23 protein-coding genes, 1 rRNA gene and 1 pseudogene are annotated in these 25,598 nt (G+C 70.0%); 5 read left to right on the top strand and 20 right to left on the bottom strand.

Translation table 11 applies throughout. The features are described from left to right. Positions 1–2: 2 nt before the first annotated feature. Positions 3–548, bottom strand: a complete 546-nt coding sequence (locus tag ABT063_RS17695; RefSeq protein ID WP_351058272.1) for a DinB family protein — start codon at positions 546–548, stop codon at positions 3–5. Between the two features lie 107 nt (positions 549–655). Here ABT063_RS17695 and ABT063_RS17690 point away from each other — a divergent pair, with 107 nt between their 5' ends. Further along, complete coding sequence (locus tag ABT063_RS17690; protein WP_351058271.1) at positions 656–1,462, top strand: DUF4253 domain-containing protein; 807 nt, start codon at positions 656–658, stop codon at positions 1,460–1,462. A 13-nt stretch (positions 1,463–1,475) separates the two neighbouring features. On the opposite strand, the pseudogene ABT063_RS17685 reads toward ABT063_RS17690, so the two are convergent. The 5 genes and pseudogenes from ABT063_RS17685 to hemB form a co-directional block, all read right to left on the bottom strand. Next, positions 1,476–2,298 (bottom strand): annotated as a pseudogene (locus ABT063_RS17685) (arylamine N-acetyltransferase family protein). A gap of 71 nt (positions 2,299–2,369) precedes the next feature. Next, a complete protein-coding gene (locus tag ABT063_RS17680; RefSeq protein WP_351058270.1) occupies positions 2,370–3,590 on the bottom strand; it encodes an aminotransferase-like domain-containing protein in 1,221 nt (406 codons plus the stop codon). Between the two features lie 103 nt (positions 3,591–3,693). Next, positions 3,694–4,596: an SAM-dependent methyltransferase gene (locus ABT063_RS17675; RefSeq protein WP_351058269.1), complete on the bottom strand. Its 903-nt coding sequence runs from the start codon at positions 4,594–4,596 to the stop codon at positions 3,694–3,696. Between the two features lie 478 nt (positions 4,597–5,074). Next, the gene (locus ABT063_RS17670; protein ID WP_351058268.1) at positions 5,075–5,431 is read right to left on the bottom strand and encodes a DUF805 domain-containing protein; all 357 of its coding nucleotides are present in this window, start codon (positions 5,429–5,431) and stop codon (positions 5,075–5,077) included. Positions 5,432–5,705: 274 nt separating this feature from the next. Further along, on the bottom strand, positions 5,706–6,698 hold the full coding sequence (gene hemB / locus ABT063_RS17665; protein ID WP_351058267.1) for a porphobilinogen synthase: 993 nt from the start codon (positions 6,696–6,698) through the stop codon (positions 5,706–5,708). Positions 6,699–6,946: 248 nt separating this feature from the next. Between hemB and ABT063_RS17660 the strand changes: the two genes are divergently transcribed. Then, positions 6,947–8,344: an FAD-binding oxidoreductase gene (locus ABT063_RS17660; protein WP_351058266.1), complete on the top strand. Its 1,398-nt coding sequence runs from the start codon at positions 6,947–6,949 to the stop codon at positions 8,342–8,344. A 25-nt stretch (positions 8,345–8,369) separates the two neighbouring features. On the opposite strand, the gene ABT063_RS17655 is transcribed toward ABT063_RS17660, so the two are convergent. The 5 genes from ABT063_RS17655 to ABT063_RS17635 form a co-directional block, all read right to left on the bottom strand. Next, positions 8,370–10,109: a bifunctional uroporphyrinogen-III C-methyltransferase/uroporphyrinogen-III synthase gene (locus ABT063_RS17655; protein ID WP_351058265.1), complete on the bottom strand. Its 1,740-nt coding sequence runs from the start codon at positions 10,107–10,109 to the stop codon at positions 8,370–8,372. Beyond that, complete coding sequence (gene hemC / locus ABT063_RS17650; protein WP_351058264.1) at positions 10,106–11,065, bottom strand: hydroxymethylbilane synthase; 960 nt, start codon at positions 11,063–11,065, stop codon at positions 10,106–10,108. The genes ABT063_RS17655 and hemC overlap by 4 nt, the downstream gene beginning before the upstream one ends. Next, a complete protein-coding gene (locus ABT063_RS17645) occupies positions 11,062–12,819 on the bottom strand; it encodes a glutamyl-tRNA reductase (protein ID WP_351058263.1) in 1,758 nt (585 codons plus the stop codon). Before ABT063_RS17645 ends, hemC begins: the two co-directional genes overlap by 4 nt. Continuing rightward, positions 12,816–13,583, bottom strand: a complete 768-nt coding sequence (locus tag ABT063_RS17640; RefSeq protein ID WP_351058262.1) for a redox-sensing transcriptional repressor Rex — start codon at positions 13,581–13,583, stop codon at positions 12,816–12,818. Before ABT063_RS17640 ends, ABT063_RS17645 begins: the two co-directional genes overlap by 4 nt. A 281-nt stretch (positions 13,584–13,864) precedes the next feature. Next, entirely contained in the window at positions 13,865–14,152 is a 288-nt protein-coding gene (locus ABT063_RS17635; RefSeq protein WP_351058261.1) for a glutaredoxin family protein, read from the bottom strand. A gap of 94 nt (positions 14,153–14,246) precedes the next feature. Between ABT063_RS17635 and ABT063_RS17630 the strand changes: the two genes are divergently transcribed. The 3 genes from ABT063_RS17630 to ABT063_RS17620 all read left to right on the top strand — a co-directional run bounded on the left by ABT063_RS17630 (position 14,247) and on the right by ABT063_RS17620 (position 17,804). Then, positions 14,247–15,158, top strand: coding sequence for an HAD family hydrolase (locus ABT063_RS17630; protein WP_095753410.1), 912 nt, complete (start codon positions 14,247–14,249; stop codon positions 15,156–15,158). A 394-nt stretch (positions 15,159–15,552) separates the two neighbouring features. Then, positions 15,553–16,326, top strand: a complete 774-nt coding sequence (locus ABT063_RS17625; RefSeq protein WP_351058260.1) for an ECF subfamily RNA polymerase sigma factor, BldN family — start codon at positions 15,553–15,555, stop codon at positions 16,324–16,326. Between the two features lie 233 nt (positions 16,327–16,559). Then, positions 16,560–17,804, top strand: a complete 1,245-nt coding sequence (locus ABT063_RS17620) for a DUF5667 domain-containing protein (RefSeq protein ID WP_351058259.1) — start codon at positions 16,560–16,562, stop codon at positions 17,802–17,804. Between the two features lie 233 nt (positions 17,805–18,037). Here the strand turns inward: ABT063_RS17620 and ABT063_RS17615 are convergent, their stop codons facing one another. From ABT063_RS17615 to rrf, 9 genes are all read right to left on the bottom strand, one after another. Beyond that, positions 18,038–19,099 (bottom strand): lysophospholipid acyltransferase family protein, encoded by a 1,062-nt coding sequence (locus ABT063_RS17615; protein ID WP_351058258.1) that lies wholly within the window; start codon positions 19,097–19,099, stop codon positions 18,038–18,040. Between the two features lie 14 nt (positions 19,100–19,113). Beyond that, entirely contained in the window at positions 19,114–20,175 is a 1,062-nt protein-coding gene (locus tag ABT063_RS17610; protein ID WP_351058257.1) for an NAD-dependent epimerase/dehydratase family protein, read from the bottom strand. Between the two features lie 184 nt (positions 20,176–20,359). Next, complete coding sequence (locus ABT063_RS17605) at positions 20,360–20,458, bottom strand: 30S ribosomal protein bS22 (RefSeq protein ID WP_003948845.1); 99 nt, start codon at positions 20,456–20,458, stop codon at positions 20,360–20,362. A 185-nt stretch (positions 20,459–20,643) separates the two neighbouring features. Beyond that, the gene (locus ABT063_RS17600; RefSeq protein ID WP_016437488.1) at positions 20,644–20,853 is read right to left on the bottom strand and encodes a helix-turn-helix domain-containing protein; all 210 of its coding nucleotides are present in this window, start codon (positions 20,851–20,853) and stop codon (positions 20,644–20,646) included. A 129-nt stretch (positions 20,854–20,982) separates the two neighbouring features. Continuing rightward, positions 20,983–21,798, bottom strand: a complete 816-nt coding sequence (locus tag ABT063_RS17595) for a phosphatase (protein ID WP_351058256.1) — start codon at positions 21,796–21,798, stop codon at positions 20,983–20,985. A gap of 436 nt (positions 21,799–22,234) precedes the next feature. After that, complete coding sequence (locus ABT063_RS17590; protein WP_351058255.1) at positions 22,235–23,407, bottom strand: acetoin utilization protein AcuC; 1,173 nt, start codon at positions 23,405–23,407, stop codon at positions 22,235–22,237. Further along, positions 23,358–24,584 carry an MFS transporter gene (locus ABT063_RS17585; RefSeq protein ID WP_351058254.1) on the bottom strand — a complete coding sequence of 409 codons (1,227 nt, stop codon included), beginning with the start codon at positions 24,582–24,584 and terminating at the stop codon, positions 23,358–23,360. The genes ABT063_RS17590 and ABT063_RS17585 overlap by 50 nt, the downstream gene beginning before the upstream one ends. A gap of 203 nt (positions 24,585–24,787) precedes the next feature. Beyond that, positions 24,788–25,432 carry an HAD family hydrolase gene (locus tag ABT063_RS17580; protein WP_351058253.1) on the bottom strand — a complete coding sequence of 215 codons (645 nt, stop codon included), beginning with the start codon at positions 25,430–25,432 and terminating at the stop codon, positions 24,788–24,790. 71 nt (positions 25,433–25,503) lie between these two features. Beyond that, positions 25,504–25,598: ribosomal RNA gene (gene rrf, locus ABT063_RS17575) — 5S ribosomal RNA — on the bottom strand; the annotation flags it as partial.

The raw sequence follows: 25,598 nt of genomic DNA, 5'->3' as shown, positions 1-25,598 counted from the left end.
GGTCAGCGCTGGGCGGTGGTGTTCGCGCCGTCCAGCGCTTCCCGGATGATGTCGGCGTGCCCGGCGTGCTGGGCCGTCTCCCTGATCAGGTGCAGCAGGATCCGGCGGGCGGACCAGTACTCGGGCTCCGGCGGAGACCACGGCGTTCTCGGGAGCGGCACGCGGCGGTCCAGGTCCGGCAGCGCGGCCACGGCCTCCTCGGTCGCCCGCGCCGCCGCCGCGTACCGCTCCAGCAGGCCGGCGAGCGTGTCGCCCTCGGCCATGCGGTACTGCCCCATGTCGAGCATGCCCTCCGGAAGCTCTCCGTCTCCCTTGGCCATGATCTGCGTCCACACCTCCTCTCCCTGGGCGAGGTGCTTGATGATCCCGCCCAGCGTCAGTTCGCTCACGGTCGTACGCCGCGCGGCCTGCGTGTCGGTGAGACCGCGGACGGTGATCAGCAGCAGCTCCCGCTGCTCCGCGAGGGCGAGCAGCAACTCGCCGTGCTCGCCGTGCTCGCCGTGCTCGCCGGGAAGGGACAGGACGGGGCTCTCCGATGACGTGGTCATGGGCCGACCGTAGGAGGCATCTAGGTCAGTACGTGTCCCAGATGCCCCGCCTGCTCTCCTCCCCCCTCCTCCCGCCGTTGTCAGTGCCCGCCCTTACAGTCACCGACATGGCGACACTTCCGAACCCCCTGCCGAAGCTGGCGGCCGACCCGAGCGGTCGTGTCCTGGGACTTGAACTCCCGTCCGGGAGACTGATCGACGCGTCGGACGAGGGGGCCGAGGGCCCTGCACAGGAGCCGTTGCTGTGGTGTGCGGACGAGCCGGCCGTGCCCGGTGGCTGGGCCGCGCTGGAGCCGGCCCGGCGGGCGGCCGGTCTGCTGCCGGTCGTCGTGGACCTGGGTGGTGGCCATGGCGGGCCGGAGGAGTGGGTGTTGATGCCCGGGGAGATGTCGTATCCCGGGGATCACGACGCCGAGGAGGTGCTCGCCGAGTTCTGGGACGAGTGCGCGGCGCAGGGCGAGGAGTGGCCGGGCCTCACGGACGGCCCCGCCGGCCCCGACGCCGATCCCGATCCCGACACCGTCGCCGCCGAGATCGCCGATGCCCTCCTCGAAAGCGGCGGACCGCTCAAGGAGCCCCGCCTCGCTCTCGTCCCGGCCCGCCGCAGCGCCGACATCCCGGCCGTGATCGGCTGGACGGGTCCGGCGAACCACGAGGGCGACACGGCCCGGCTGTGCGCGGTGCTCCGCTCCTGGGAGGACCGCTTCGGCATACGGCTCGTCGCGCTCGGCTTCGACCACCTGCTCGTGTCCGTCGCGGTCCCGCCCCGCACTCTCGCCGAGGCGGAGGCCCTCGCCGCCGAGCACTTCGCGTTCTGCCCGGACAACATCTGGCAGGGCAGCGACACCACCCTGCGCGCCTACGCCGAGCGGCAACTCCTCAACCAGCCCGCCTGGCACTTCTGGTGGGACTGACACCGGCCGGCCGTCACGACAGCAGGGTCATCCCCTCCGGAGCCGTGACACCCAGCTCCTCCTCCAGAACGCGCCGCGCCTCCGCCTCGTCCGCCACCTCCCGCTTCTTGACCGTGCCGTCGGCCCACGTCTCGGTGAGGAGACGGCCGTGGAGGAGGAGGTGGCGTTCGGGGCTGACGCTCTGGACGTAGACGCGCTGGGTGAAGGGCGAGCGCGGATGCGTGCCGACGTACCAGTTGAAGACCTCGAGGTCGGGCTTCTCGACCGGATCCAGCGTGAAGGCGTACTGTGCCTGCCACTGTTCGGCGTACGCCTCGAGCACCCACATCTCCAGCGGCCCGTCGTGTGCCGCGTGCACCAGCCGGTGCCGCCGCTCCGCGTCCCGGAACTCGGTACCGGCCACCAGCGGCACCGGCTCCAGCAGCGCCCCGATGGCCCCGAAGCCCACGTCCGCCAGATACGGTTGCGGGTCCCCCGGCGCCTGGACGAGCAGGGCAATGTGAGTGCGGGGGCGGTCGGCGAAACTGTCGGCGCCCACGACGACACGCGCTACCAGTCGGGTCACCCGGAACCCCAGCGCCTCCAGGGCCAGCGAGAACAGGGTGTTGTGTTCGTAGCAGTAGCCGCCGCGCCGGCTGTGGACCAGCTTGGCCATGAGGTCGGCGGTTTCGAGGGAGGGAGCCACACGGCGCAGGGCATCCAGGTTCTCGAACGGGACGGCCCGCGAGTGCGCCAGATGCACCCCCCCTCAGCGTCTCCACGTCGGCCCGCCGCTCCCCCTCCCATCCGATCCGCTCGAGATACGCGTCAAGGTCGAACAGAACCGTGTCAGACATGCCTTCAACGTAGGCACCCTCCCCACGCCCCGTCCGCCAACCGCAGCCGGACCCCGCCCCCGCCTTTGGTCCTAGGGCCTGCCCTTCAGCCCCTCCCCCAACCTCCGCAGCCCTTCCCCGATCTCCCCCGGCGTCTGCGTCACGAAGCACAGCCGCAGGGTCGACCGATCCGCCTCACCGGCATAGAAGGGCGCGCCCGGAACGTAGGCCACGTCATGCCGCACCACCCTCCCCAGCAGTTCCGTCGTGTCGTACGACGACGGCAGCCGGACCCAGAGGAACATCCCGCCCTCGGGACGCGTCCAGGTCGAGCCCGCGGGAAGGGCCTCCGGCAGCCCGCCCAGCATCGCGTCCCGCCGCTCCCGGTACACGCCGGCGACCCGCCCGACGTGGGCGTCCAGGTCCCGGTCCGCCAAGTACCGTGCGGCGGCGAGCTGGTTGACGGTGGCGGTGTGCAGGTCGGCGGCCTGTTTGGCGACCACGCAGGCCCGGCGCAGTTCACCGGGCGCCCGCAGCCACCCGAGCCGCAGCCCCGGCGCCATGACCTTGGAGAAGGAGCCGAGCAGGACGACCCGGTCGCGTGTCTCCTCGTAGGAGGCGATCCACGGCACCCGCTCGCCCTCGAAGCGCAGCTCCCCGTACGGGTCGTCCTCGACGATCCACAGCCCTCGGCGGGCGGCGACGGAGGCCACGGCGGCCCGGCGTTCGGCCGGCAGGGTGCGGCCGGTCGGGTTCTGGAAGGTGGGCACGGTGTAGAGCAGCTTGGGCCGCTCCCGCACCACCAGCTCCTCCAGCGCCTCGGGATCCAGCCCCTCCTCGTCCCCGGGCACCGCCACGACCCGCGCGCCCGCGAACCCGAAGGCCTGAAGTGCCGCCAGATAGCAGGGACTTTCGACGAGGACCGTGTCCCCGGGTTCCAGCAGCACGGTGGCGAGCAGGGACAGCGCCTGCTGCGACCCGGTGGTGACAAGGATGTCGTCGGCGTCGGTGGCGAGCCCCCGCACCGCCGTGCGCGCGGCGAGCGCGGCCCGCAGCGCGGGCTCGCCCTCGGTCGTGGAGTACTGCAGCGCCCGCCCGGGTGTCTCGGCGAGCACGTCACGGAAGGCGGCGGCGACGCCCTCCTGGTCGAACAGCTCGGGAGCGGGCAGCCCGCCCGCGAAGTTGATCACCTCGGGGCGGGCGGTGACGGCGAGGATGTCCCGTACCGGCGAACCCCCGACGGACCGGGCCCGCGCGGCCAGCGGCGGCAAGGGCGCGGAGGTGGACGTGGGCACGGGCTCGGTGACCGTCATGACACGGCTCCTTAGGCTGCGAGGCGACTCCTGCCGGGCAGCCTAGAGAAGTACATGCCGCCTACAAGCAGCTTTTCGGGATACGGACACGCCGGTCAGCGCCTCACGCCTTCTTCCCCACACCCGCGTACACGTTGATGTCCGCGTCCGTGACGTCGTTGATGTCGGCATAGCGCACCTTCTCGATGGCATCGAGGGTCGCCAGATAAGAGGCCTCGGGCTGCTCCGGCACCGGCGCCGCGTCGTCCGCCCGCCAGTGGTGGGCCGGCACGACTCCCGGCTCGGCGAGCTCCAGGGAATTCTCGGTGAAGAAGCGCTCGACCTCCGCCTTGGCCCGCAGCACGAAGGTGAACCCGCGCTCGGTGTACGTCCGCTGCACCGCCCGGATGTTCTCCGGATTGAGGTCCTCGGTGAGGTGGCTGAGGACGAGCCGGCTGCCGGAGGGCAGCGCGTCCATCAGCGCACGCACGATCGGGTACGCCTCCTCGTCCTCCACGAAGTGCAGGATCGCCACGAGGCACAGTGCGACCGGCTCGTCGAAGTCCAGCGTCTTCGCGGCCTGTTCGAGGATGTGCGCCGGGTCCTTGAAGTCGGCGTCGATGTAGTCCGTACGGCCCTCGGGCCCGCTGGTGAGCAGGGCGCGCGCGTGGGCGAGGACGACGGGGTCGTTGTCGACGTACACCACCCGCGCGTCGGGGTTGATGCGCTGGACGATCTGGTGGACGTTCTCCGCGGTCGGCAGCCCGGTGCCGATGTCGAGGAACTGACGGATGCCGTCCTCCTTCGCCAGCGTGTTCACCGCCCGCCGCAGGAAGTCACGGTTGTGCCGTACGTCGAGATAGCCCCGCGGATTGGCGGCGAGCGCGGCGGCGGCCGCCTCACGGTCGACGGGATAGTTGTCCTTGCCGCCCAGGAAGACGTCGTAGACGCGGGCCGGGTGGGCCTTGGTGGTGTCGATCCTCCTTCTCAGCTCGGCGGGATCGAGGCTGAGGGCGTCACCGGACATGGACGTCTCCCTGAAAAAGAGTCGGCGGACGAGCGGTCAACAACCTAACTCCCGGCGGCACTTGATGGTGCCCGCTGCCATATTTCACCGGATCGGCCCGTACGGCGTCCCGCGCCGCATCCTCGGGACGCGGCATCCCCGCAGGTCATCAGCCGTCCCACCACTCCGGCATCCCGAATCCGCCGCGAACTGTGGCGACCGGGACGGCCCACCGCGCACGCTGATCCCGACGCCCTCAGCCGCCACACGGAAAGGCACATGCCGCCATGCCCGCCCGAACCCGCATCCGCCTCCTCGCCACCACCGCCCTGGCGCTCACCACGCTCGTACTGGCGGGATGCAACGACGGGGAAGGCGTACGAGACGAAGGCCCGGCCGCCCCCAAGGCCGGGGCGCCCTTCACAACGCAGAAAGCCGAACAAAGCCGAAGGCCGCCCGGACAACAGCCGGGCGGCCTCGAAGCACAGGGCACGGAACCTCAGGCGAAGGCAGGAACTTCCTTCGGGTTCGGGCCGTACTTGTTCTGACCCGACTCGCTGTCGCTGCACAGGAAGACCAGCATGACGATGGCGCCGACGAGCGGGATCAGGCCGATGAGGATCCACCAGCCGGTGCGGCCCGTGTCGTGCAGGCGGCGCACCGTGACACCCAAGGTGGGCAGCAGGATCGCGAGCTCGAAGATGACCGGCAGGTAGGCGAAGTCGATCGCGAAGCCGACGGCCGCCAGCACGATGTAGAAGATCACCGTGAACAGCGTGAACATCCAGTATTCCTTGCGGCGCGCACGCCCGGCGAAGACCGCGTACTTCTTCAGTACCTCGATGAACCAGCTCATTGTGTCCCCCCAGGGATCGCTGTGAGACCCCTCCGAATGGATCAGGCCAGGCGCAGAAGATAAGGACCCTGACGGGAACTCGTCAATTCGTTACATTCGCGCAGCTCATCACGCTCCACACCCGGCAACAGCCCACCCCAAGGGCTGTTTCCGGACAGACCCGCAGAAGGTCACCCAAAGAAGCCCCGAAACCCACCGAAAGACAACGAGAGGCCCCCCGGGCGTTCCCCGAACCGAGTTCCAGCCGTATCCGCACCGATCCCGAACCGTTGCGTCACAGCAGCCGCTGAGCGACCTCCGTGGCCCAGTACGTGAGGATGTTCCGCGCACCCGCCCGCTTGATCCCGGTCAGCGTCTCCAGGATGGCCCGGTCCCGATCGATCCACCCCTTCTCGGCGGCGGCCTCGATCATCGAGTACTCACCGGAGATCTGATACGCGGCAACCGGCACGTCCACCACGTCCGCGACCCGGGCCAGGATGTCCAGATACGGACCCGCAGGCTTCACCATCACCATGTCGGCGCCCTCTTCGAGGTCGAGCGCCAACTCCCGCAGAGACTCCCGCAGGTTCGCCGGATCCTGCTGATAGGTCTTCCGGTCACCCTTCAACGACGAGGCGACAGCCTCCCGGAAAGGCCCGTAGAAGGCGGAGGCGTACTTCGCCGTATAGGCGAGGATCGCGACATCCTCCCGCCCGATCTGGTCAAGGGCATCCCTGACGACCCCGACCTGCCCGTCCATCATCCCGCTGGGCCCCACCACATGAGCCCCGGCATCGGCCTGCACCTGAGCCATCTCGGCGTACCGCTCGAGAGTCGCGTCGTTGTCGACACGACCCTCCGCGTCCAGCACCCCGCAGTGCCCATGATCGGTCGTCTCGTCCAGGCACAGGTCGGACATGACGAGCAGCTCGTCCCCGACCTCGGCCCGCACATCACGAATCGCGACCTGCAGAATCCCGTCCGGATCGGTCCCGGGCGTCCCGACCGCATCCTTCTTCGACTCCTCCGGCACGCCGAACAGCATGATCCCGGAGAGCCCGCCGGCCACCGCCTCCGCAGCCGCCTTCTTCAGACTGTCCCGGGTGTGCTGCACAACTCCGGGCATGGCCGCGATCGGCACGGGCTCTGCGGCCCCCTCCCGCACAAAGGCCGGGAGGATGAAGTCGGCCGGATGCAGCCGGGTCTCGGCAACCATGCGCCGCATGACGGGGGTGGTTCGCAGCCGCCGCGGCCGCGTGCCGGGGAAGGTTCCGTACGTCGTCATGCCACCTACGCTACGCCCGCCCCGGCACCCCCTTTGCCGACGGGACGTCGGCGCGGAAGCGAGCACCCGCAGTCGCGTACGGCGGCCCCGACCCACCACCCAACACAAGGCGCTACGCGCACCCCCAAGACCCCCGCAGACCGCCGCAGGCACCCCCGGCCCAACCGCCGGAAGCCCCCCAACCCCACATGCGCCCCGCACCCCACAGGTCCAAGCTGAAAGGAGAGGCTGAGCCCGAGGAGGACGCGATGCCCGCCACCCACCACCTCCACGACACCCCCGACCTCTTCGCCCTCTCCGAGATCCAAGGCCCGGTCCTGCGCCCCGGCGACGACGGCTACGCCGAAGAGGTCACCGGCTTCAACCTGGCCGCCCTGCACACCCCCGACGTGGTCGTCGGAGCGATCGACGCCGCCGACGTGGCGGCCGCGATGCGCTGGGCCACCGCCACCGGCACCCCCGTCGCCGTCCAGGCCACCGGCCACGGCGCGAACTTCCCCATGGACAGGGGCCTGCTGATCAGCACCGCCCGCATGACGGACGTACGCATAGACCCGGCCCGACGCACCGCGACGATCTCGGCCGGCGCGAAGGGGCGCCACGTCCTGGACGCAGCCGCGCCCCACGGCCTGGCCGCCTTGACCGGCACATCAACCGGCGCGGGCATGATCGGCTACACGATCGGCGGCGGCCTCCCGCTCCTGGGCCGGACATACGGCTTCGCAACCGACCACGTCCGCTCCTTCCAGGTCGTCACCCCCGACGGCACGCTCCACGAGACCGACGCCGTCCAAGACCCCGAACTCTTCTGGGCCCTGCGCGGCGGCAAGGGCAACGTCGGCATCGTGACGCAACTGGTCTGCGACCTGCTCCCGCTCTCCCGCCTCCTCGGCGGCGGCATCTACTGCCCCGGCGACCACGCGAAGGCACTCCTCACAACCTGGGCCGACTGGACACGAACCGTCCCCCCAGAGATGTGCAGCGCCTTCACGCTGCTCCGCCTGCCGCCCATCTCCCAGATCCCCGAACCCCTGCGCGGCGGCTTCTGGGCCCGCGTGGCGATCGCCTGGACCGGCAACCCGGAAGACGGCGAACGCCTGCTCGCCCCCCTCCGCGCCGCCGCACCCGTGGCCGTCGACACGGTGGAGGAGATGGACTACGCCGCCCTGGACCGCATCCACATGGCGCCGCAGGACCCGCTTCCCGCGAGGGAGTCGTCCCTGCTCCTGCGCGACCTGTCCCCGGACGCCATCCGCACGTTCCTGGACCAGGTCGGCCCCCAGGCCCCCGACTGCCCGCTGCTCCTCGTCGAGATCGGCCACATGGGCGGCGCCCTGTCCCGCCCGGCCCCCGCCGAGGACGCGATCTGCGCCCGCGACGCGACGTACTTCCTGGAGGCGGTGGGCGTCCTGGAAGCCGCACCGGCAGCCGAGGCCATCGAACGCGCCACAAGGGCACTCCACGCCGCGATGACCCCGTACAGCACAGGCCGCACCTTCGTGAACGTCCACGGCACTCCGGGCGACGAAGAGGACCGGGCCCGAGCCTGGACCCCGGAGGTCTACGCCCACCTCCGGCACGCCAAGTCGACCTACGACCCGTCGAACCTACTCCGCTTCGGCCACACGGTGGCCCCGGCGGCGTAGGCACACGGGACGCCACGTCGTCGCCCTACGTCGTCGTACGCCTCCGCCGAGCCCCAGGACGCCGCTCACTGGGCCGAGTAACAGGATCCCCGGCATCCAGAGCGGCAGCCCGCCGCCGCATACCGAACTCGGCCAGCGCTTCCGCCAGCTTGTGCACGGACGGCTCCGGAGCCATCACATCCACCCGAAGACCGTGCTCCTCGGCGGTCTTCGCGGTAGCGGGCCCAATGCAGGCGATCACGGTCACGTTGTGCGGCTTACCGGCGATACCCACCAGATTCCGCACAGTGCTCGACGACGTGAAGAGAACGGCGTCGAAGCCACCCCCCTTGATCGCCTCCCGGGTCTCCGCCGGCGGCGGCGAGGCCCGCACGGTCCGATAGGCGGTGACGTCGTCGACCTCCCACCCGAGCTCGATCAGCCCGGCGACCAGCGTCTCCGTGGCGATGTCGGCCCGCGGCAGGAACACCCGGTCGATCGGATCGAACACCGGATCGTACGGAGGCCAGTCCTCCAGCAACCCCGCGGCCGACTGCTCCCCGCTCGGCACCAAATCCGGCTTCACACCGAACGCGACCAGCGCCTTCGCGGTCTGCTCCCCGACCGCGGCGACCTTGATGCCGGCGAAGGCGCGCGCATCAAGCCCGTACTCCTCGAACTTCTCCCGAACGGCCTTGACCGCGTTGACCGACGTGAAGGCGATCCACTCGTACCGCCCGGTCACCAGCCCCTTGACCGCCCGCTCCATCTGCTGGGGCGTCCGCGGCGGCTCGACGGCGATCGTCGGCACCTCGTGCGGCACGGCCCCGTACGACCGCAGCTGGTCGGAGAGCGAAGCCGCCTGCTCCTTCGTCCGCGGCACGAGCACCTTCCAGCCGAACAGGGGCTTGGACTCGAACCACGAAAGCTGATCACGCTGAGCCGCGGCGGAACGCTCACCGACCACGGCTATCACGGGCCGCGCCCCATCAGGCGACGGCAGCACCTTGGCCTGCTTCAGGGTCTGCGCGATGGTCCCCAAAGTCGCGGTCCAGGTCCGCTGCCGAGTGGTCGTACCGGCAACGGTCACCGTCAGCGGCGTATCGGGCTTGCGCCCGGCGGAAACCAGCTCACCGGCGGCAGCCGCGACGGACTCCAGGGTCGTCGACACGACCACTGTCCCGTCCGAAGCCCCCACCTCCGTCCAGCACCGGTCGGAGGCCGTACGCGCATCCACGAACCGCACGTCCGCGCCTTCTGCGTCCCGCAGCGGCACACCGGCGTACGCGGGCACGCCCACCGCCGCGGCCACACCCGGCACGACCTCGAACGGCACGCCGGCCGCGGCGCAGGCCAGCATCTCCTCGGCGGCGTACGCGTCGAGTCCGGGGTCCCCGGACACCGCACGCACGACCCGCCTGCCGCCCCGCGCGGCCTCCATGACAAGATGTGCGGCATCCCGCACGGCGGGGACGCCAGCGGTTGTTGACGCACCGTCAACAACCGTCAGTTGAGGCGTGCCTGAGCGCGGAATCGGACCGGAAGAAGGATCCGTAAAGGCATCCAAGGAATCCGTAGCAGGGTCCGAATCCGTGTTCACGACGGCGACGCCCTGTCTGGCGTGCGCACGTACGACGTCGAGCACCTCGTGCCCGGCGACGAGAACGTCCGCGTTCGCCAGCGCCTCGACGGCGCGCAGAGTCAGCAGTCCCGGATCCCCGGGTCCGGCACCCAGGAAGGTGACGTGCCCGTGTTCAGGACCGGCGGAAAGGGCGGTGGGGCTCAATGTGCTCGCTCCCCCATCAGACCGGCCGCGCCCTGGGCAAGCATCTCGGTGGCGAGTTCGCGACCGAGCGCCATTGCCTGGTCGTCCGTCTCGGGCACGGGACCGGTGGTGGACAGCTGCACCATGCGAGTGCCGTCGGTCGTGCCGACGACGCCCCGCAGGCGCATTTCCTTGACAATCTGCCCGTCGGCCAACAGGTCGGCCAGTGCCCCCACAGGGGCGCTGCAACCGGCCTCCAGGGCGGCGAGCAGTGATCGTTCGGCGGTGACGGCGGCCCGCGTGAACGGGTCGTCGAGTTCGCCGAGCGCTGCGATCAGGCCCGCGTGGTCCGCGGCACACTCGATCGCCAGTGCCCCCTGGCCGGGGGCGGGCAAAACCGTGTCGACCGACAGGAAGTCGGTCACTTCGTCGATCCGGCCGATGCGCCGCAGGCCGGCCGCGGCCAGCACCACCGCATCCAGTTCGCCGTCCCGCACGAACCCGATCCGGGTGTCGACGTTCCCGCGGATCGGAACCGTCTCGATGTCCAGCCCATGGCCGCGCGCGTACGCGTTCAACTGGGCCATCCGCCGCGGCGCGCCCGTACCGATGCGCGCCCCGCGCGGCAGGTCGGTGAGCTTCAGCGCGTCCCGCGCGACGATCACGTCGCGCGGATCCTCGCGCACGGGGATCGCGGCCAGCGCCAGCTGGTCCGGCTGCCCGGTGGGCAGGTCCTTCAGCGAGTGCACCGCGAAGTCGACCTCGCCCTTGAGCAACGCCTCCCGCAGCGCGGTGACGAACACCCCCGTGCCGCCGATCTGCGCGAGCGCCTCGCGGGAGACATCGCCGTACGTGGTGATCTCGACGAGCTCGACGGGCCGTCCGGTCACCTGGCTCACGGCGTCCGCCACCTGCCCGGACTGGGCCAGGGCGAGCCTGCTCCGCCTGGTCCCGAGCCTCAATGCCTTCTGAGTCATTCCGGCCCTCGGTTCTTGCCGTTCTTCTCGGTGTTGTCCTCGGCGCGGGAGACGGCGGCCACCGTCTCGGGGTCGAGGTCGAACAGGGTGCGCAGCGCGTCCGCGTACCCGGCGCCGCCGGGCTCGGCCGCGAGCTGCTTGACCCGTACGGTCGGCGCGTGCAGCAGCTTGTCGACCACGCGCTTGACGGTCTGCGCGATCTCGCCGCGGTGCTTGTCGTCGAGGCCGGGCAGCCGTCCCTCGAGCCGGGCGATCTCGCCCGCCACGACGTCGGCGGCCATCGTCCGCAGGGCGACCACGGTGGGCGTGATGTGCGCGGCCCGCAGCGCCGCCCCGAAGGCCGTGACCTCGTCGGAGACGATACGGCGGACCTGGTCGACGTCGGCAGCCATCGGAGCGTTGGCGGAAGCTTCCGCCAGCGACTCGATGTCGACGAGCCGCACCCCGGTCAGCCGGTGCACGGCCGCGTCGATGTCACGTGGCATGGCGAGGTCGAGCAGGAAGAACACCGGCTCGGGACGCGGGATCTCGGCGACCGGCTCGGGCTTGCGCCGCTCGGGGACGCGTCCGAGGACCGCCACGGCGGCGGCGAGCGCGGCGATGGCGTCCGCCTCCTGGGCCGGGTCGAGCGTGGTGAGGGCGCCCGCCTGGGCCGGGGCGGTGCTCTGCTGGCGCGGGGCGTTGTCCACCCACGCCGCGTGCTGTTCCAGGTCGGAGGCGGCCATACCGGCCACGGCCGCCTCGCCGAGCACGGAGAATCCGGCGGTCGCCTGCACGGCGGGCGGGTCGAGCGGACAGCCGTCCTCGGCGCCGAGGCTGGTGGGCGGGAGCTCGTCGCGTCCGGCGGCCTGCGCGGTCGTAGGACCGGAGTCGGCGCCCGAAGCCGTGCGGCTCCGCGTGACGGGCTCTCCGGTACGGCCCTCCACCGCGGCCGCGACCGACTCGGCCGTCAGGACGAGCCCCGTCGCGCCGGTGCAGGAGACGGTGACGTCGGCACGTGTCAGCTCGACCGGCACCGATTCCATCGGTACCGCGCGGGCCAGCACGTCCGTGTCGTCGCCCTCGGTGAGGATCCGGGCGAGGCGCTCGGCGCGGTCGTGGGTGCGGTTGGCGATCACGATCTCGGTGACCCCGGCCCGCGCGAGCGTGGCCGCGGCCAGGGACGACATCGACCCGGCGCCGATGACCAGGGCCTTCTTGCCCCTGGCCCACTTCTCCACCGCCTGGCCCGCCGCCAGCTGTTCCAGGCCGAAGGTGACCAGGGACTGCCCGGCGCGGTCGATGCCGGTCTCGGAGTGGGCGCGCTTGCCGACGCGGAGGGCCTGCTGGAACAGGTCGTTCAGGAGGCGGCCCGCGCTGTGCACGTCCTGCGCCTTGGCCAGGGAGTCCTTTATCTGGCCGAGGATCTGGCCCTCGCCGACGACCATCGAGTCCAGCCCGCACGCCACCGAGAACAGGTGGTGGACGGCCCGGTCCTCGTAGTGCACGTAGAGGTAGGGAGTGAGCTCCTCCAGGCCGACCCCGCTGTGCTGGGCGAGCAGCGTGGACAGCTCGGCGACACCGGCATGGAACTTGTCCACGTCGGCATACAGCTCGATGCGGTTGCAGGTGGCGAGCACCGCGGCCTCGGTGGCCGGCTCCGCCGCAACCGTGTCCTGGAGCAGCTTGATCTGGGCGTCCGTGCTCAGCGCGGCCCTCTCCAGCACGCTGACCGGGGCGCTGCGGTGACTCAGCCCGACAACGAGGAGACTCATGCCGGCATCACGGCGGGTACGTCCCCGTCTGGTCCCTTGTCGGCGGAGTCCTCGCGGGTGGCGGCGACCGGTCCGGTGCCGTCGTGCAGGGCGGCGGCCTCCTCGCCGGCCTTGCGCTGCTCGTGGAAGGCGAGGATCTGCAGCTCGATGGAGAGGTCGACCTTGCGTACGTCGACGCCGTCCGGGACGGACAGCACGGTCGGCGCGAAGTTCAGGATGGAGCTCACCCCGGCGGCGACCAGGCGGTCGCAGACCTGCTGGGCGGCGCCGGCGGGCGTGGCGATGACACCGATCGACACGCCGTTGTCCTTGATGATCTTTTCGAGCTCGTCCGTGTGCTGGACGGGGATCCCGGCCACCGGCTTTCCGGCCATCGCGGGATCGGCGTCGATGAGGGCCGCGACCCGGAACCCACGGGAGGCGAACCCGCCGTAGTTGGCGAGGGCGGCGCCGAGGTTACCGATACCGACGATCACTACCGGCCAGTCCTGGGTCAGGCCGAGTTCGCGGGAGATCTGGTAGACGAGATACTCGACGTCGTAGCCGACGCCCCTGGTCCCGTAGGAGCCGAGGTACGAGAAGTCCTTGCGCAGCTTCGCGGAGTTGACCCCCGCGGCGGCCGCGAGCTCCTCGGAGGAGACCGTGGGCACCGAGCGCTCCGACAGCGCGGTGAGGGCTCGGAGGTACAGCGGAAGCCGGGCGACGGTGGCCTCGGGAATCCCTCGGCTACGGGTCGCCGGTCGGTGAGTTCGGCCAGTTGCCACGGTGCTCCTGCGGGTAGAGCGAGGCTGCAGGCGGTCACACGTCCCTGGACCGCCCCGTCGAATGCAGGCTATGTCTTTGTGAACGCGTGCACAAAGATGGTGTCCGTTTTGCCCGGCCAACGTGACCGGGGTCACGCGCCCCCGGCGCACGGGTGTGGAACCGGCGCATCCGCACCACCGTTCCTCTTCTCTTGGGGGCAAAACCGCACACTCTCCTCAACGATTCCCGCCCCCGAGACCCAGTCGCCGTCGATCCTAAGCGACGTTCTGGTCCAGTTGGACTACTCGGTCAGCGCCTTCCGGAGCCGTTCTTCGTTCACGCGCCAGAAGGTGTGCTGCTCTCCGTCGACGAGTACGACAGGGATCTGTTCCCAGTACTGATCGTGGAGTTGGGGGTCCTGGGTGATGTCCTTCTTCTCCCAGGGGACCCCGAGGTCGCCGCACACCTTCTCGATCACGAGCTGTGCGTCATCACACAGATGGCAGCCCGGCTTGCGGATGAGGGTGACGAGGCGGTCCTGTGGTGCCTTCGTGGCGTTGCGGCGAAAGAGGGAAGTCATGTCGGCCATTCTCCCGCTTGTTTAACGGGCCAGACGTGGAGAGTTCACACCCTTCAAACCTCACGACTCCGGAACCACCGAACAAACTGGCTATGCTCACGCCATGGCCGCTCTCGGATGGCTCACTCCCCGTAGGCGCTCCGCCACAGCGCGCAGCGTGCTGGCAGGCGAGGCTTCGGCGGAGGCAGCGCGCAAGTCCACGCAGGACGTTTCGGGTGAGGAACCGGAGTTCCCGGTCCCCGGCGATGCGCATGCCGCCGCCTTCTTCGACCTGGACAACACCGTGATGCAGGGTGCCGCGCTGTTCCACTTCGGGCGGGGCCTGTACAAGCGGAAGTTCTTCGAGACCCGCGACCTCGCGAAGTTCGCGTGGCAGCAGGCGTGGTTCCGGCTGGCCGGGGTCGAGGACCCGGAGCACATGCAGGAGGCGCGCGACTCCGCGCTGTCGATCGTCCAGGGCCACCGTGTCTCCGAGCTGATGTCGATCGGCGAGGAGATCTACGACGAGTACATGGCCGAGCGGATCTGGCCGGGTACGCGGGCGTTGGCGCAGGCGCACCTGGACGCGGGGCAGAAGGTCTGGCTGGTCACGGCGGCACCGGTGGAGATCGCCACGGTGATCGCTCGGCGACTGGGGCTGACCGGGGCGCTGGGGACGGTGGCGGAGTCGGTCGACGGCGTGTACACGGGCAAGCTGGTGGGCGAGCCGCTGCACGGGCCGGCCAAGGCGGAGGCGGTGCGGGCGCTGGCGGTGGCGGAGGGACTGGATCTGTCCCGGTGCGCCGCGTACAGCGACTCGCACAACGACATCCCGATGCTGTCGCTGGTCGGCCACCCCTACGCGATCAACCCGGACACGAAGCTGCGCAAGCACGCTCGACAGCTGGACTGGCGGTTGCGCGACTACCGCACGGGGCGGAAGGCGGCGAAGGTCGGCATTCCGGCGGCGGCGGGCGTGGGGGCGGTGGCCGGAGGGACGGCTGCGGCCATCGCGTTGCATCGGCGGCGGCGGTAGCGGGTCGGGCGTAGCGCCTGTCGGGGCACCTCTTGGCCGATCGAGTCGGGTGGTGGGGTGGGCAACAGTTCCGATCACGCCCACCGCGTGCCGGCCAATCCCCAAGTCATACCCGCAACCCCCCTGTCCAGTCCCATTGGCTGCACACGGCCACAACACGCCCCGGACCAAGACGGAACATGCACCGTTCTGATCAACAACCGGTCACTGTGCGGCACTTGATCGGGCGTCAATCGGTTACAGAAGCGACGTAATCGATGAATAGAGCAACTGGGTGTAGCAGAGCCTGTACTAAGCGTTATTCTCCTCAGACGCAACCCGGTACCCCCTCCGTCGCTACGACGGGTGAAAGGTCCCGCACTGCACTGATGGAAGCTCTGCCTCTGGGAGTCCCGTGTACCCACACGTCGGGGTTGACGCCTCGGGCCTGGCTACGCTGCGCGCAACGGTCAACGACCTGTTGCGCGGCTACGTCCCCACCGCGTACGCCGTCCCTGCCCTCGCCGTAGCAACCACCCCCGTCGGCCCGTGCTACGCGCTCGCCGACGGCAGCGCCGCAGTCGGCAGACGGGGGCGTTCGAGTGGTGCCGCCACCGCTCGGCGGCCGGCTGCCGACAGCGACAGCGCTCGGATGATGGATCTCGTCGAGCGCGCACAGGCGGGCGAGGCCGACGCCTTCGGCCGCCTCTACGACCAGTACAGCGACACCGTGTACCGGTACATCTACTACCGAGTGGGAGGGAAGGCGACCGCCGAGGACCTGACGAGCGAGACCTTTCTGCGGGCGCTGCGGCGGATCGGCACCTTCACCTGGCAGGGGCGGGACTTCGGGGCGTGGCTGGTCACCATCGCCCGCAATCTCGTCGCCGACCATTTCAAGTCGAGTCGTTTCCGGTTGGAGGTGACCACCGGCGAGATGCTCGACGCCAACGAGGTCGAGCGGTCTCCCGAGGACTCCGTCCTGGAGTCCCTCTCCAACGCCGCTCTCCTGGATGCCGTACGACGGCTCAATCCCCAGCAGCAGGAGTGTGTGACGCTCCGCTTCCTCCAGGGCCTCTCCGTCGCCGAGACCGCCCGTGTGATGGGCAAGAACGAGGGCGCCATCAAGACCCTCCAGTACCGGGCCGTGCGCACCCTCGCCCGGCTCCTCCCGGACGACGCGCGCTGACAGCGCACGTTCCGTGACCACCAACTCGCTTTCGGTGACAGTCCGTTGGCTCCCCGACCCGATCATCCGCAGTCCGTAACCCAAGTGCCGCGCCACTCGTTGTGCGGGATGCAGGCTCCCTGTGGTCACTACCTGGCCGAGTTCGATCACTCGATCGTGTGCTTGTGGTCAGGGCGTGCAACCCTCAGGACCCCCTGGGGAGTCGACCGTCATGACGAGAGGAGGTGCCGCCAGTGATCGCGAACGTATCGGCGCACCGGCGGGCGAACGCCTTCGCCCAGGCCCTGGAGGAGCAGTCCGACCAGGGCACGGCGGCCGAGCAGTCCGAAGGACCGGCACCGTCCCCGGCTGCTGCGGAACAGACCGAGCAGGGCCGACTACTGGCCCTCGCCACCGGTCTCGGCGAGCTGCCCAAGCCGGAGCTGGACCCCGAGGTCAAGGTCGTTCAGCGGGCCCAGCTCGTGGCCGCGATGGAGGCCATGCTGCTCGAGGGCACCGCCGGAGGCGAGGCAGCAGACGCTCCGCTACCCGGGCAGCGCTCCCACCGGCAGCCGGCTCACCGGGGCGGCACGCTGGGCAAGCTCCGGCCGCGTTCGCGGCTGACCAAGGGCCTCGCCGCCGGCGGGCTCAGCGTCGGTGTGGCCGCGGGAGCCCTCGGCGGAGTCGCCGCCGCCAGCTCGGACGCCCTTCCCGGCGATTCGCTGTACGGCCTCAAGCGCGGCATCGAGGACTTCAAGCTCAACCACCTGTCCGACGGGGACGACGAGCGCGGCCGGACCTACCTCGACCAGGCCTCCACGCGGCTCGGCGAAGCCCGCCGGCTGATGGAGCGCGGCCGGGGCGGCCACCTCGACCACGAGTCCCTCGGCGAGATCCGCCGCGCCCTGTCCGGCATGCGGCACGACGCCTCCGAGGGCCACCGCCTGCTGACCGCCGCGTATCAGCGCGACCCCGACTCCCTGGGCCCCATCCAGGCCCTCGACACCTTCTCCCGCTCGCACCGCGACGCCTGGGGCGCACTGCGCGACAAGCTGCCCGTCCAGCTCGGTGACGTCAGCAAGCAGGTGTCGTCGGTCTTCGACGCCATGGAGGAAGAGGTCGCCCCGCTGCAGTCCCTGCTCCCGCGGCCCCCGGCCCCGGGCGGCGACGGAAGCGGTCGGCGGCAGGGCTCCGGGTCCGCGTCCTCCGACACGCCGTCCGGTTCCGGCCGGTCGAAGGCACCCAGCACCGGCAAGGGCGGCTCGTCCGAGAGCACCGGCACCGGCAGCCACAGCCCCAGCAAGTCGGCCGGCTCCGGCAGCGAGGCCGACGGCCTGCTCGGCGGCAACACCGGCGGCCTGCTCGACCCGCCGAAGGACACCGGCAGCGCCTCACCGTCCACCAGCAAGCCCCCGACCGGCGAGCCGGACGTCACCGTCCCACCGCTCCTCCCCGGCCTGCTGCCCGGCCTGGGCATCGAGGGCGAGGACGCGAACTAGGCCATCCCTTACGGCCATGTCCCTACGTCGATGGGGGCGCCCTTCCCACGGAGGGCGCCCCCATCGACGTACACCTGGAAGAATACCGACCTCCGCTGCACCAGCAGCTTGGCCCCTCCCGTCTGCTGCTCTCGCACTGCTTCGCAGGCTTCGAACAGCTGCGTCGGACTCCGTCCGACGGCCTCCGGCGGCCGGGCAGGATCCGTGCACCCCGTCTCGAGGAGACGGCCTCCTCAGAAGAACACCGACCTCCGCTGTACCAGCAGCTTGTACAGCGTGTGCTGGATCTGCTCCCTGACCTGGTCGGTCAGGTTGAACATCAGCATCGGGTCCTCGGCCGCCTCCGGCGGATAGCCGTCCGTGGGGATCGGCTCACCGAACTGGATCGTCCATTTCGTCGGGAGGGGGATCGCGCCGAGCGGGCCCAGCCAGGGAAACGTCGGTGTGAGCGGGAAGTACGGGAAGCCGAGGACCCGGGCCAGCGTCTTGGCGTTGCCGATCATCGGGTAGATCTCCTCGGCCCCGACGATCGAGCACGGGATGATCGGGGCGCCCTGGCGCAGCGCCGTGGAGACGAAGCCGCCGCGGCCGAAGCGCTGGAGCTTGTAGCGCTCGCTGAAGGGCTTCCCGATGCCCTTGAAGCCCTCCGGCATGACCCCGACGAGCTCACCCTGGCCGAGGAGACGTTCGGCGTCCTCCGCGCAGGCCAGGGTGTGGCCGAGCTTGCGGGCCAGTTCGTTGACCACCGGCAGCATGAAGACCAGGTCGGCGGCGAGGAGGCGGAGGTGGCGGCCGTCCGGGTGGTGGTCGTGGACGGCGACCTGCATCATCAGGCCGTCCAGCGGCAGCGTGCCGGAGTGGTTGGCGACGATCAGCGCGCCACCCTCGGACGGGATGTTCCCGACGCCCTTCACCTCGACCCGGAAGTACCTCTCGTACACCGGGCGCAGCAGGGACATCAGGACCTGGTCGGTCAGCTCCTCGTCGTAACCGAAGTCGTCGACGTCGTAGTCCCCGGTGAGGCGGCGGCGCAGGAAGGCCAGGCCGCCCGCGATGCGCTTCTCCAGGCCGCCGTGGTCGCCGGTGTGCTGGGACTGCTCGGGCGGCTGTTCCTCACGGGTCACAGGAACATCATCCTGCGCGGGCGCCTTGCTGGGCAGGGGCTGGACCTCACGTACCAGCGCGGATTCCGTGCCCTTGCGCCGGCTCCCCGCGCTCCGGCGCCGCGGCGGCCGCTGCACGGCGCTCCCGCGGGACCGGTCGTCGTCGAACGGAATGACCTTGGCGTCCGCCATCGTTGATGCGCTCCTCAGTTGGCGCTCTGCGTCGGGGGGTGGCCGCCACCCGCGAGGGGCAGCGCGGCGATCCGGTCGACGGCCCCCGCAAGGGCCTCCGGCGGCAGGAGTCCGGGTCCGCGGCTGCGTGCGAAGTCCGCGAAGGTCTCCGCCGTCGTGTACTTCGGCTTGAAGCCGAGCGTCTCACGCATCTGGTCCGTCGCCACGACCCGGCCGTGCGTGAGCAGCCGGATCTGTTCGGGCGAGAAGTCCGTCATACCCAGCGTACGCACCAGCGAGCCCGTCCAGGTGACCGCGGGAAGCAGCAGTGGCACCGTGGGCCGTCCGAGGCGCCGGGAGCACTGGGAGAGCAGCAGGACGCCGTCGCCGGCGATGTTGAAGGTGCCGCTGTTGAGCGTGCCCCGCTCCGGTTCGCGCGAGGCGATCCGCAGCACCTCGATCACGTCGTCCTCGTGCACGAACTGCAGCCGTGGGTCGTAGCCGAACACCGTCGGCAGCACGGGCAGCGAGAAGTACGAGGCGAGCGGCGTGTCCGCGGTCGGGCCGAGGATGTTGGCGAACCGCAGCACGCACACGGCGACATCGGGCCGACGGCGCGCGAAGCCTCGCACGTACCCCTCGACCTCGACCGTGTCCTTGGCGAAGCCGCCGCTGGGCAGCGACTTGGGCGGGGTGGTCTCGGTGAAGACGGCGGGATCGCGGGGCGCGGAGCCGTAGACGTTCGTACTGGACTTCACCACGAGCCGCTTGACGGTCGGCGACTTCTGACAGGCGCCGAGCAGCTGCATGGTGCCGATGACGTTGGTCTCCTTGACCGTGGTCCGGCTGCCGCTGCCGAGCGCGGTCGCGGTCACGTCCAGGTGGACGACCGTGTCGGCGGCCGTCTCGGCCAGCACGCGCGCGATGGTGGGCTGCCGGAGGTCGGCCTGGATGAAGTCGGCACCGCCCAGATGATGCTCGGGCGGGACCGCGTCCACGGCGACGACCCGGTCCACCTGTGGGTCACGCTGGATGCGTCGTACGAAACGGCCCCCCAGTTGACGGGCCACCCCGGTCACGAGCACGACCTTGCCCAAGATCAGCGCCTTCCTTCCAGCCCTCGTACTCCGCCGCGTTCCCCGTGTGCGGCCAACTTAGCGGGTTGTTGTTGCGCTGTGATGACCGCCCACTGCACGAAGTGACGACATCCAGCCCACGACACGCGTGTGGCCCCCCACCAGCATGGGTGGGGGGCCACAGAACACGCTCTACCGTCGTCGCTTACTTCTTGTTGCGACGCTGAACGCGCGTGCGCTTGAGCAGCTTGCGGTGCTTCTTCTTGGCCATCCGCTTGCGCCGCTTCTTGATAACAGAGCCCACGACTACCCTCGCTCACTTCTCATCACTCGGTGTTTGGGCGCCATGGGCCCATACGACCTACGAGGGGCCAGCCTACCCGTCCGAGCGCTGAGGTCGTAATCGAGGTGATCAGAGGGGATCAGGGGGAATCAGGGAGACCCTTGAAAAGCCCTGAGGATCTCCCCGACCCACCCGGATCACCGTCGTCAGGCGGTTTCCACCCCCACGTAGCTCTCGCGGAGGTACTCGTGAACCGCGTTCTCCGGGACGCGGAAGGACCGCCCCACCCGGATCGCGGGCAGATGACCGCTGTGCACCAAGCGGTACACGGTCATCTTGGACACTCGCATCACCGAGGCGACTTCCGCCACGGTAAGGAACTGAACCTCGCTCAGAGGCCTCTGCTCAGCAGCCATGACACACCTGAACCTTCCGCACTCGACGGCCACCGGCTTCCCCTTCCGGTGACTCTTCGTCGCTGCGTGCTCACTCCCCAATGTAGGGGCGGGTGATGCAAGTGGGGAAGAGGTGCACCCATCGGCGGCCTACTGTGACAGACACGCTCGATTGAGTACGTAGCGGGTCAGCGGCAGGTAGTAATCAGACCGCACAGCGTCATCAAGTGGAACGACGACGGACACGCGCCCCTCGGCCTCGCCGACGAAGAGGGCAGGGTCGTCCGTATCGGCGAGCCCGATGGCCTCGAACCCCAGCTGACCTGCTCCGCAGACCCACCCGTGGTCCCCGATCACCAGCTCTGGAAGCGGCCCGCCGGCCTCGGCGGCCGCGGCCAAAGCGGTCCGAACCGGGAGCGGTGAGTGCGTGTGTGCGCCGGTCGCACAACCGGGGCGAGGCGCGCCAGGTTCCCGCACCAGCGCGACTCCTCGTACGTAGTCAAGGTTGTGCGTACGTAGACCGAACCGGGTCGTTATGTCGACACAGCGACCCTGCGCCGGGGTGAGAACGGCACATCCCGCCGCCGACAGCGCGTCCGCCAACGCGGCGTAGAAGCCGAGCAGCCGATGGGGGTGCCCGGTACCCAGGAGGACCGTGGCGCGGCTCCGGGCGGCCACGGCGAGCCGCTCCGCGAACACCTCCAGGGCGGCCACCGTCAGCTCCGGATCGATCACATCATGGCCGGACCTGTGATGGGGATCGGCCGAAACCCCACACTTGTCCGCCATCAACCCGATCACATCCCGCTCCCCCCAAGCCCATTCAGGATCAATCCCGATCAGCACGCGAGGGTCACCAGCGGCGAACAGCCGATAACTCCGCAGACTCTCCTCCCGAGAGGTCGCCACCACCCCGGCAAGCCGTGCGGCGAGGAGATGGGCACGCAGGGCACCGGTACTCAACACGGTGCGATGCTGACGGATGGGAAGCGGGGCCGCGATACGAACGGGGAAACACCGCACAGTTGGCGTAATGAGCCGCCAGACTGGGGGCCGTCTCCGTCGGACTGCGGGCAACCGGACCATCCCATCCAACGCAGCCGCGGACAGCCGTCTCCGTCAGGCTGCTCTGGCGCAGCCGCGGACAGCCGCCTCCGTCACGCTGCAGACAGCCGGACCATCCCTTCTGGCGGGCAGCCGTGCCATCCCTTCTGACGCAGCCGCGGGCAGTAATGCCGCTGGGCGGCCCCCGACCCAAAGAGAGCGGCACCCCGCCAGCGCCGGGCCGCGCGACCCACCCCCCGCCCAGCGCCAACACCGGGCAACTGGGAAAGCGGACGGCACCCAGCGACTCGCCCGGCCGACGCCGGCCCACCAGCACCGGCCAACTGCTCCAACCGCCCTACGCCAAAAGCCCCCGCAACGGAAACACCGCCCGCCGAGCCGCCAACACCGCCTGATCCAACCGATCCGCAGGGTCGTACCCCGCCTCCCAGTCGGCCCAAGCCACAGGCCACCGCCCATCGGTCATCCGCACCGGCGCCAACTGCCGCGTCCGAGCGAACACCTCCTGCCGCCACCCCTCCGGAATCATCGCCTCCGGCTCCACAGGCCGCCCCGCGGCAATCCCCACCAGATGAGTCCAGGACCGCGGCACCACATCCACCACCGCGTATCCACCCCCGCCCAGCGCCACCCACCGCCCCTCGGCGTACTCGTGCGCCAGGTCATGACACGCCACCTGCACAGCCCGCTGCGCATCAAGCGACACAGCCAAATGCGCCAACGGATCCTCGAAATGCGTATCCGCCCCATGCTGAGTCACCAGCACCTGAGGCCGAAAGTCCGCGATCACCTCCGGCACGACCGCATGAAACGCCCGCAACCACCCCGCATCCCCGGTCCCCGCCGGCAACGCGACATTCACGGCCGACCCCTCCGCGGACTCCGCCCCCGTCTCCTCCGGCCACCCGGTCTGCGGAAACAACGTCCGAGGATGCTCGTGCAGGGAAATCGTCAGAACCCGCGGATCCTCCCAGAACGCCGCCTGCACCCCGTCCCCGTGATGCACATCGACATCCACATAGGCGACCCGCTCAGCCCCCAGCTCCAGCAACCGAGCAATCGCCAGCGACGCGTCGTTGTAGATACAGAACCCCGACGCACCCCCCGGCATCGCATGATGCAACCCACCCGCGAAGTTCACCGCGTGCAGCGCCTCCCCCCGCCACACGGCCTCCGCCGCCCCCACCGACTGCCCCGCGATCAACGCGGACACCTCATGCATCCCGGCGAAGGCCGGATCGTCCATGGTCCCCAGCCCGTACGACCCGTCCGCCCCCCGCGGATCCACCGACGCCGCCTTCACGGCCTCGACGTAGTCCTCCCGGTGCACGAGCCGCAAGGTCGACTCCCCGGCCGCCTTGGCGGCCACGACATCCACTTCCCGATCAAGCCCGAAGGCCTGAACGAGACTCCTCGTCAGGGCAAGCCGAACCGGATCCATCGGATGGTCCGGACCGAAGTCATAGCCCGTTACTGCCTCGTCCCACATCAGCTGTGCGCGGCCGCTCATGCCCGCCACCGTATCGGTCCGGTTGAGCATCGAACGACCGGGCGTAGACGAGCGTCACCAGCACCAACACCATCGGCACAAGCATGGCCCCGCGATAACTCCAGGCGTCCCCCAGAGCCCCCACCAACGGCGAGCCGATCAAGAACCCCACGTAATTGAAGACGTTGAGTCGCGCCACGGCCGCATCCGAAGCCCCGGGGAACAACCGCCCGGCCGCCGCGAACGTCTGCGGCACCAGCACGCACAACCCCAGCCCCAACAGCGTGAACCCGAGCATCCCGACCCACGCCCCGGGCGCCAGGGCCACCACGGCGAACCCGAGCGCGGCCACCAGCGACCCGCCCCTGACGACCGCCACGGCCCCGAACCGCCGTACCCCGAAGTCCCCGATGGCCCGCCCCAACAGCGTGGTCACCATGTACACGTTGTACGGAACCGTCGCCAGCTGCTCCGAACTCCCCAGCACGTCCTGCAGATACTTCGCACTCCAGTTGGAGACGGTCGAGTCCCCGATGTACGCGAAGCACATCACCAGACACAGCGGCAACAGCATCTTGAAGACGACGGCCCCACCCTCGCCACCCGCCTCCTTCTCCGACGTCTCCGCTACGGCGTCGGCCTCCCCGTCGACGTACCACCGGCTCCCGACCAACGCGGCCGGCAACAGCACCACCACGACCGGCAGATACGACACCCACAGCACCAGATCCCAGTGCGCCCCCACCCACGCGAGCGAGGCCCCCAGGATCCCGCCCAAGCTGTACGCGGCATGGAAGCTGAGCATGATGCTCCGCCCGTACGACCGCTGCAGGCTCACCCCGAGCATGTTCATCGAGGCGTCCAGCGCGCCCACGGCCATCCCGAACGCGGCCAGCGAGACCGCCAGCACGACCATCCGGTCCCCCGCCCCCACCCCGAGCAGCCCCAGGAGCACCACGGGCTGGGACCAGCGCAACACCCGGCTGGGCGGCACCCGCTTCACCAGCTTCTCGGTACTCACGCTCCCGACCCCGGCGAGGATCGGCACCGCGGCCAGGAAGACGGGCAGCAACGCGTCGGACACCCCGTACCGGTCCTGGATGGCCGGGATCCGCGTCACGAGCAGAGCAAAGGCAACACCTTGCGCGAAGAAGCTGAACGCCAGCGAGGCCCTGCCGCGCCGCAGCACATCAGTCATGGCGGCGAGCGTAAGGGCCCCGGTGTACTCGTGGGTAGATCCAGCCAAAGATGAATTTCCCTCAGCTTTATCGCGCCTCACTCGGCCGCGACGACCGCGGGAGCCGCGGCAAACACTCGCCCGACTGTCACAGTCCTCGGCGCAGACCTCCCCGGCGGGCATGACCGCCATGGGTCCGGCGGCGAGGGCCCCAATGACAAGTGTCAGACCAGCAGGTCAGCCAACTCCCCCATGTCCGAGAAGAGTTGAGTGGCCCCGGCGAGCTTGGCGGCCGGCGTCATGGCGGTGAACCCGTACACGTCCATCCCGGCCGCGACAGCCGCCTGCACACCGAGCGGACTGTCCTCGATCACGACACACTTCTCGGCCGGGACCCCCATCTGCCGGGCCGCGTGCAGAAACAGATCCGGCGCCGGCTTCCCCCGCCCCACATCCTGCGAGCTGAAGATCCGCCCGTCCTCGAACCACCGGTCCAACCCGGTCTTCCGATGCCCCACCCGAATCCGCTCATGGCTCCCGGAAGACGCCACACAGTACGGCGCCCCGTCCGCCGCCAGCTTCTCGAGCACCCCGACGGCCCCGGGCACCGGCTCCAACTCCCGCTCGAAGGCAGCGAACACCCGCCCGTGGAAGACGTCGTCGAACTCCTCGGGCAACCGTCGCCCCGTCCGCTCCCGGACCAGGTCGTGAATCCGGTGCATCGCCGACCCCATGTAGTCCCGGATGGAGTCCTCGTACGAGGTCGGGTGCCCGAGCTCGGTCAGATAGGCGGCCAGCAGCCGGTTGGAGATCGGCTCACTGTCGACGAGGACGCCGTCGTTGTCGAAGATAACCAAGTCGTAGCGCATGCCTCGACCTTAAACGACCCTGAAATGCAGAAAACCCCGCACCGTCCCGGTGCGGGGTCTTCCCAAGATTTGTTCGGCGGCGTCCTACTCTCCCACAGGGTCCCCCCTGCAGTACCATCGGCGCTGTAAGGCTTAGCTTCCGGGTTCGGAATGTAACCGGGCGTTT

It is taken from the genome of Streptomyces sp. NPDC002838, assembly GCF_040295365.1.
Lineage (GTDB): Bacteria > Actinomycetota > Actinomycetes > Streptomycetales > Streptomycetaceae > Streptomyces.
The sequence above is the reverse complement of the archived record's forward strand: the minus strand, read 5'-3'. Positions and strand labels throughout refer to the sequence as shown.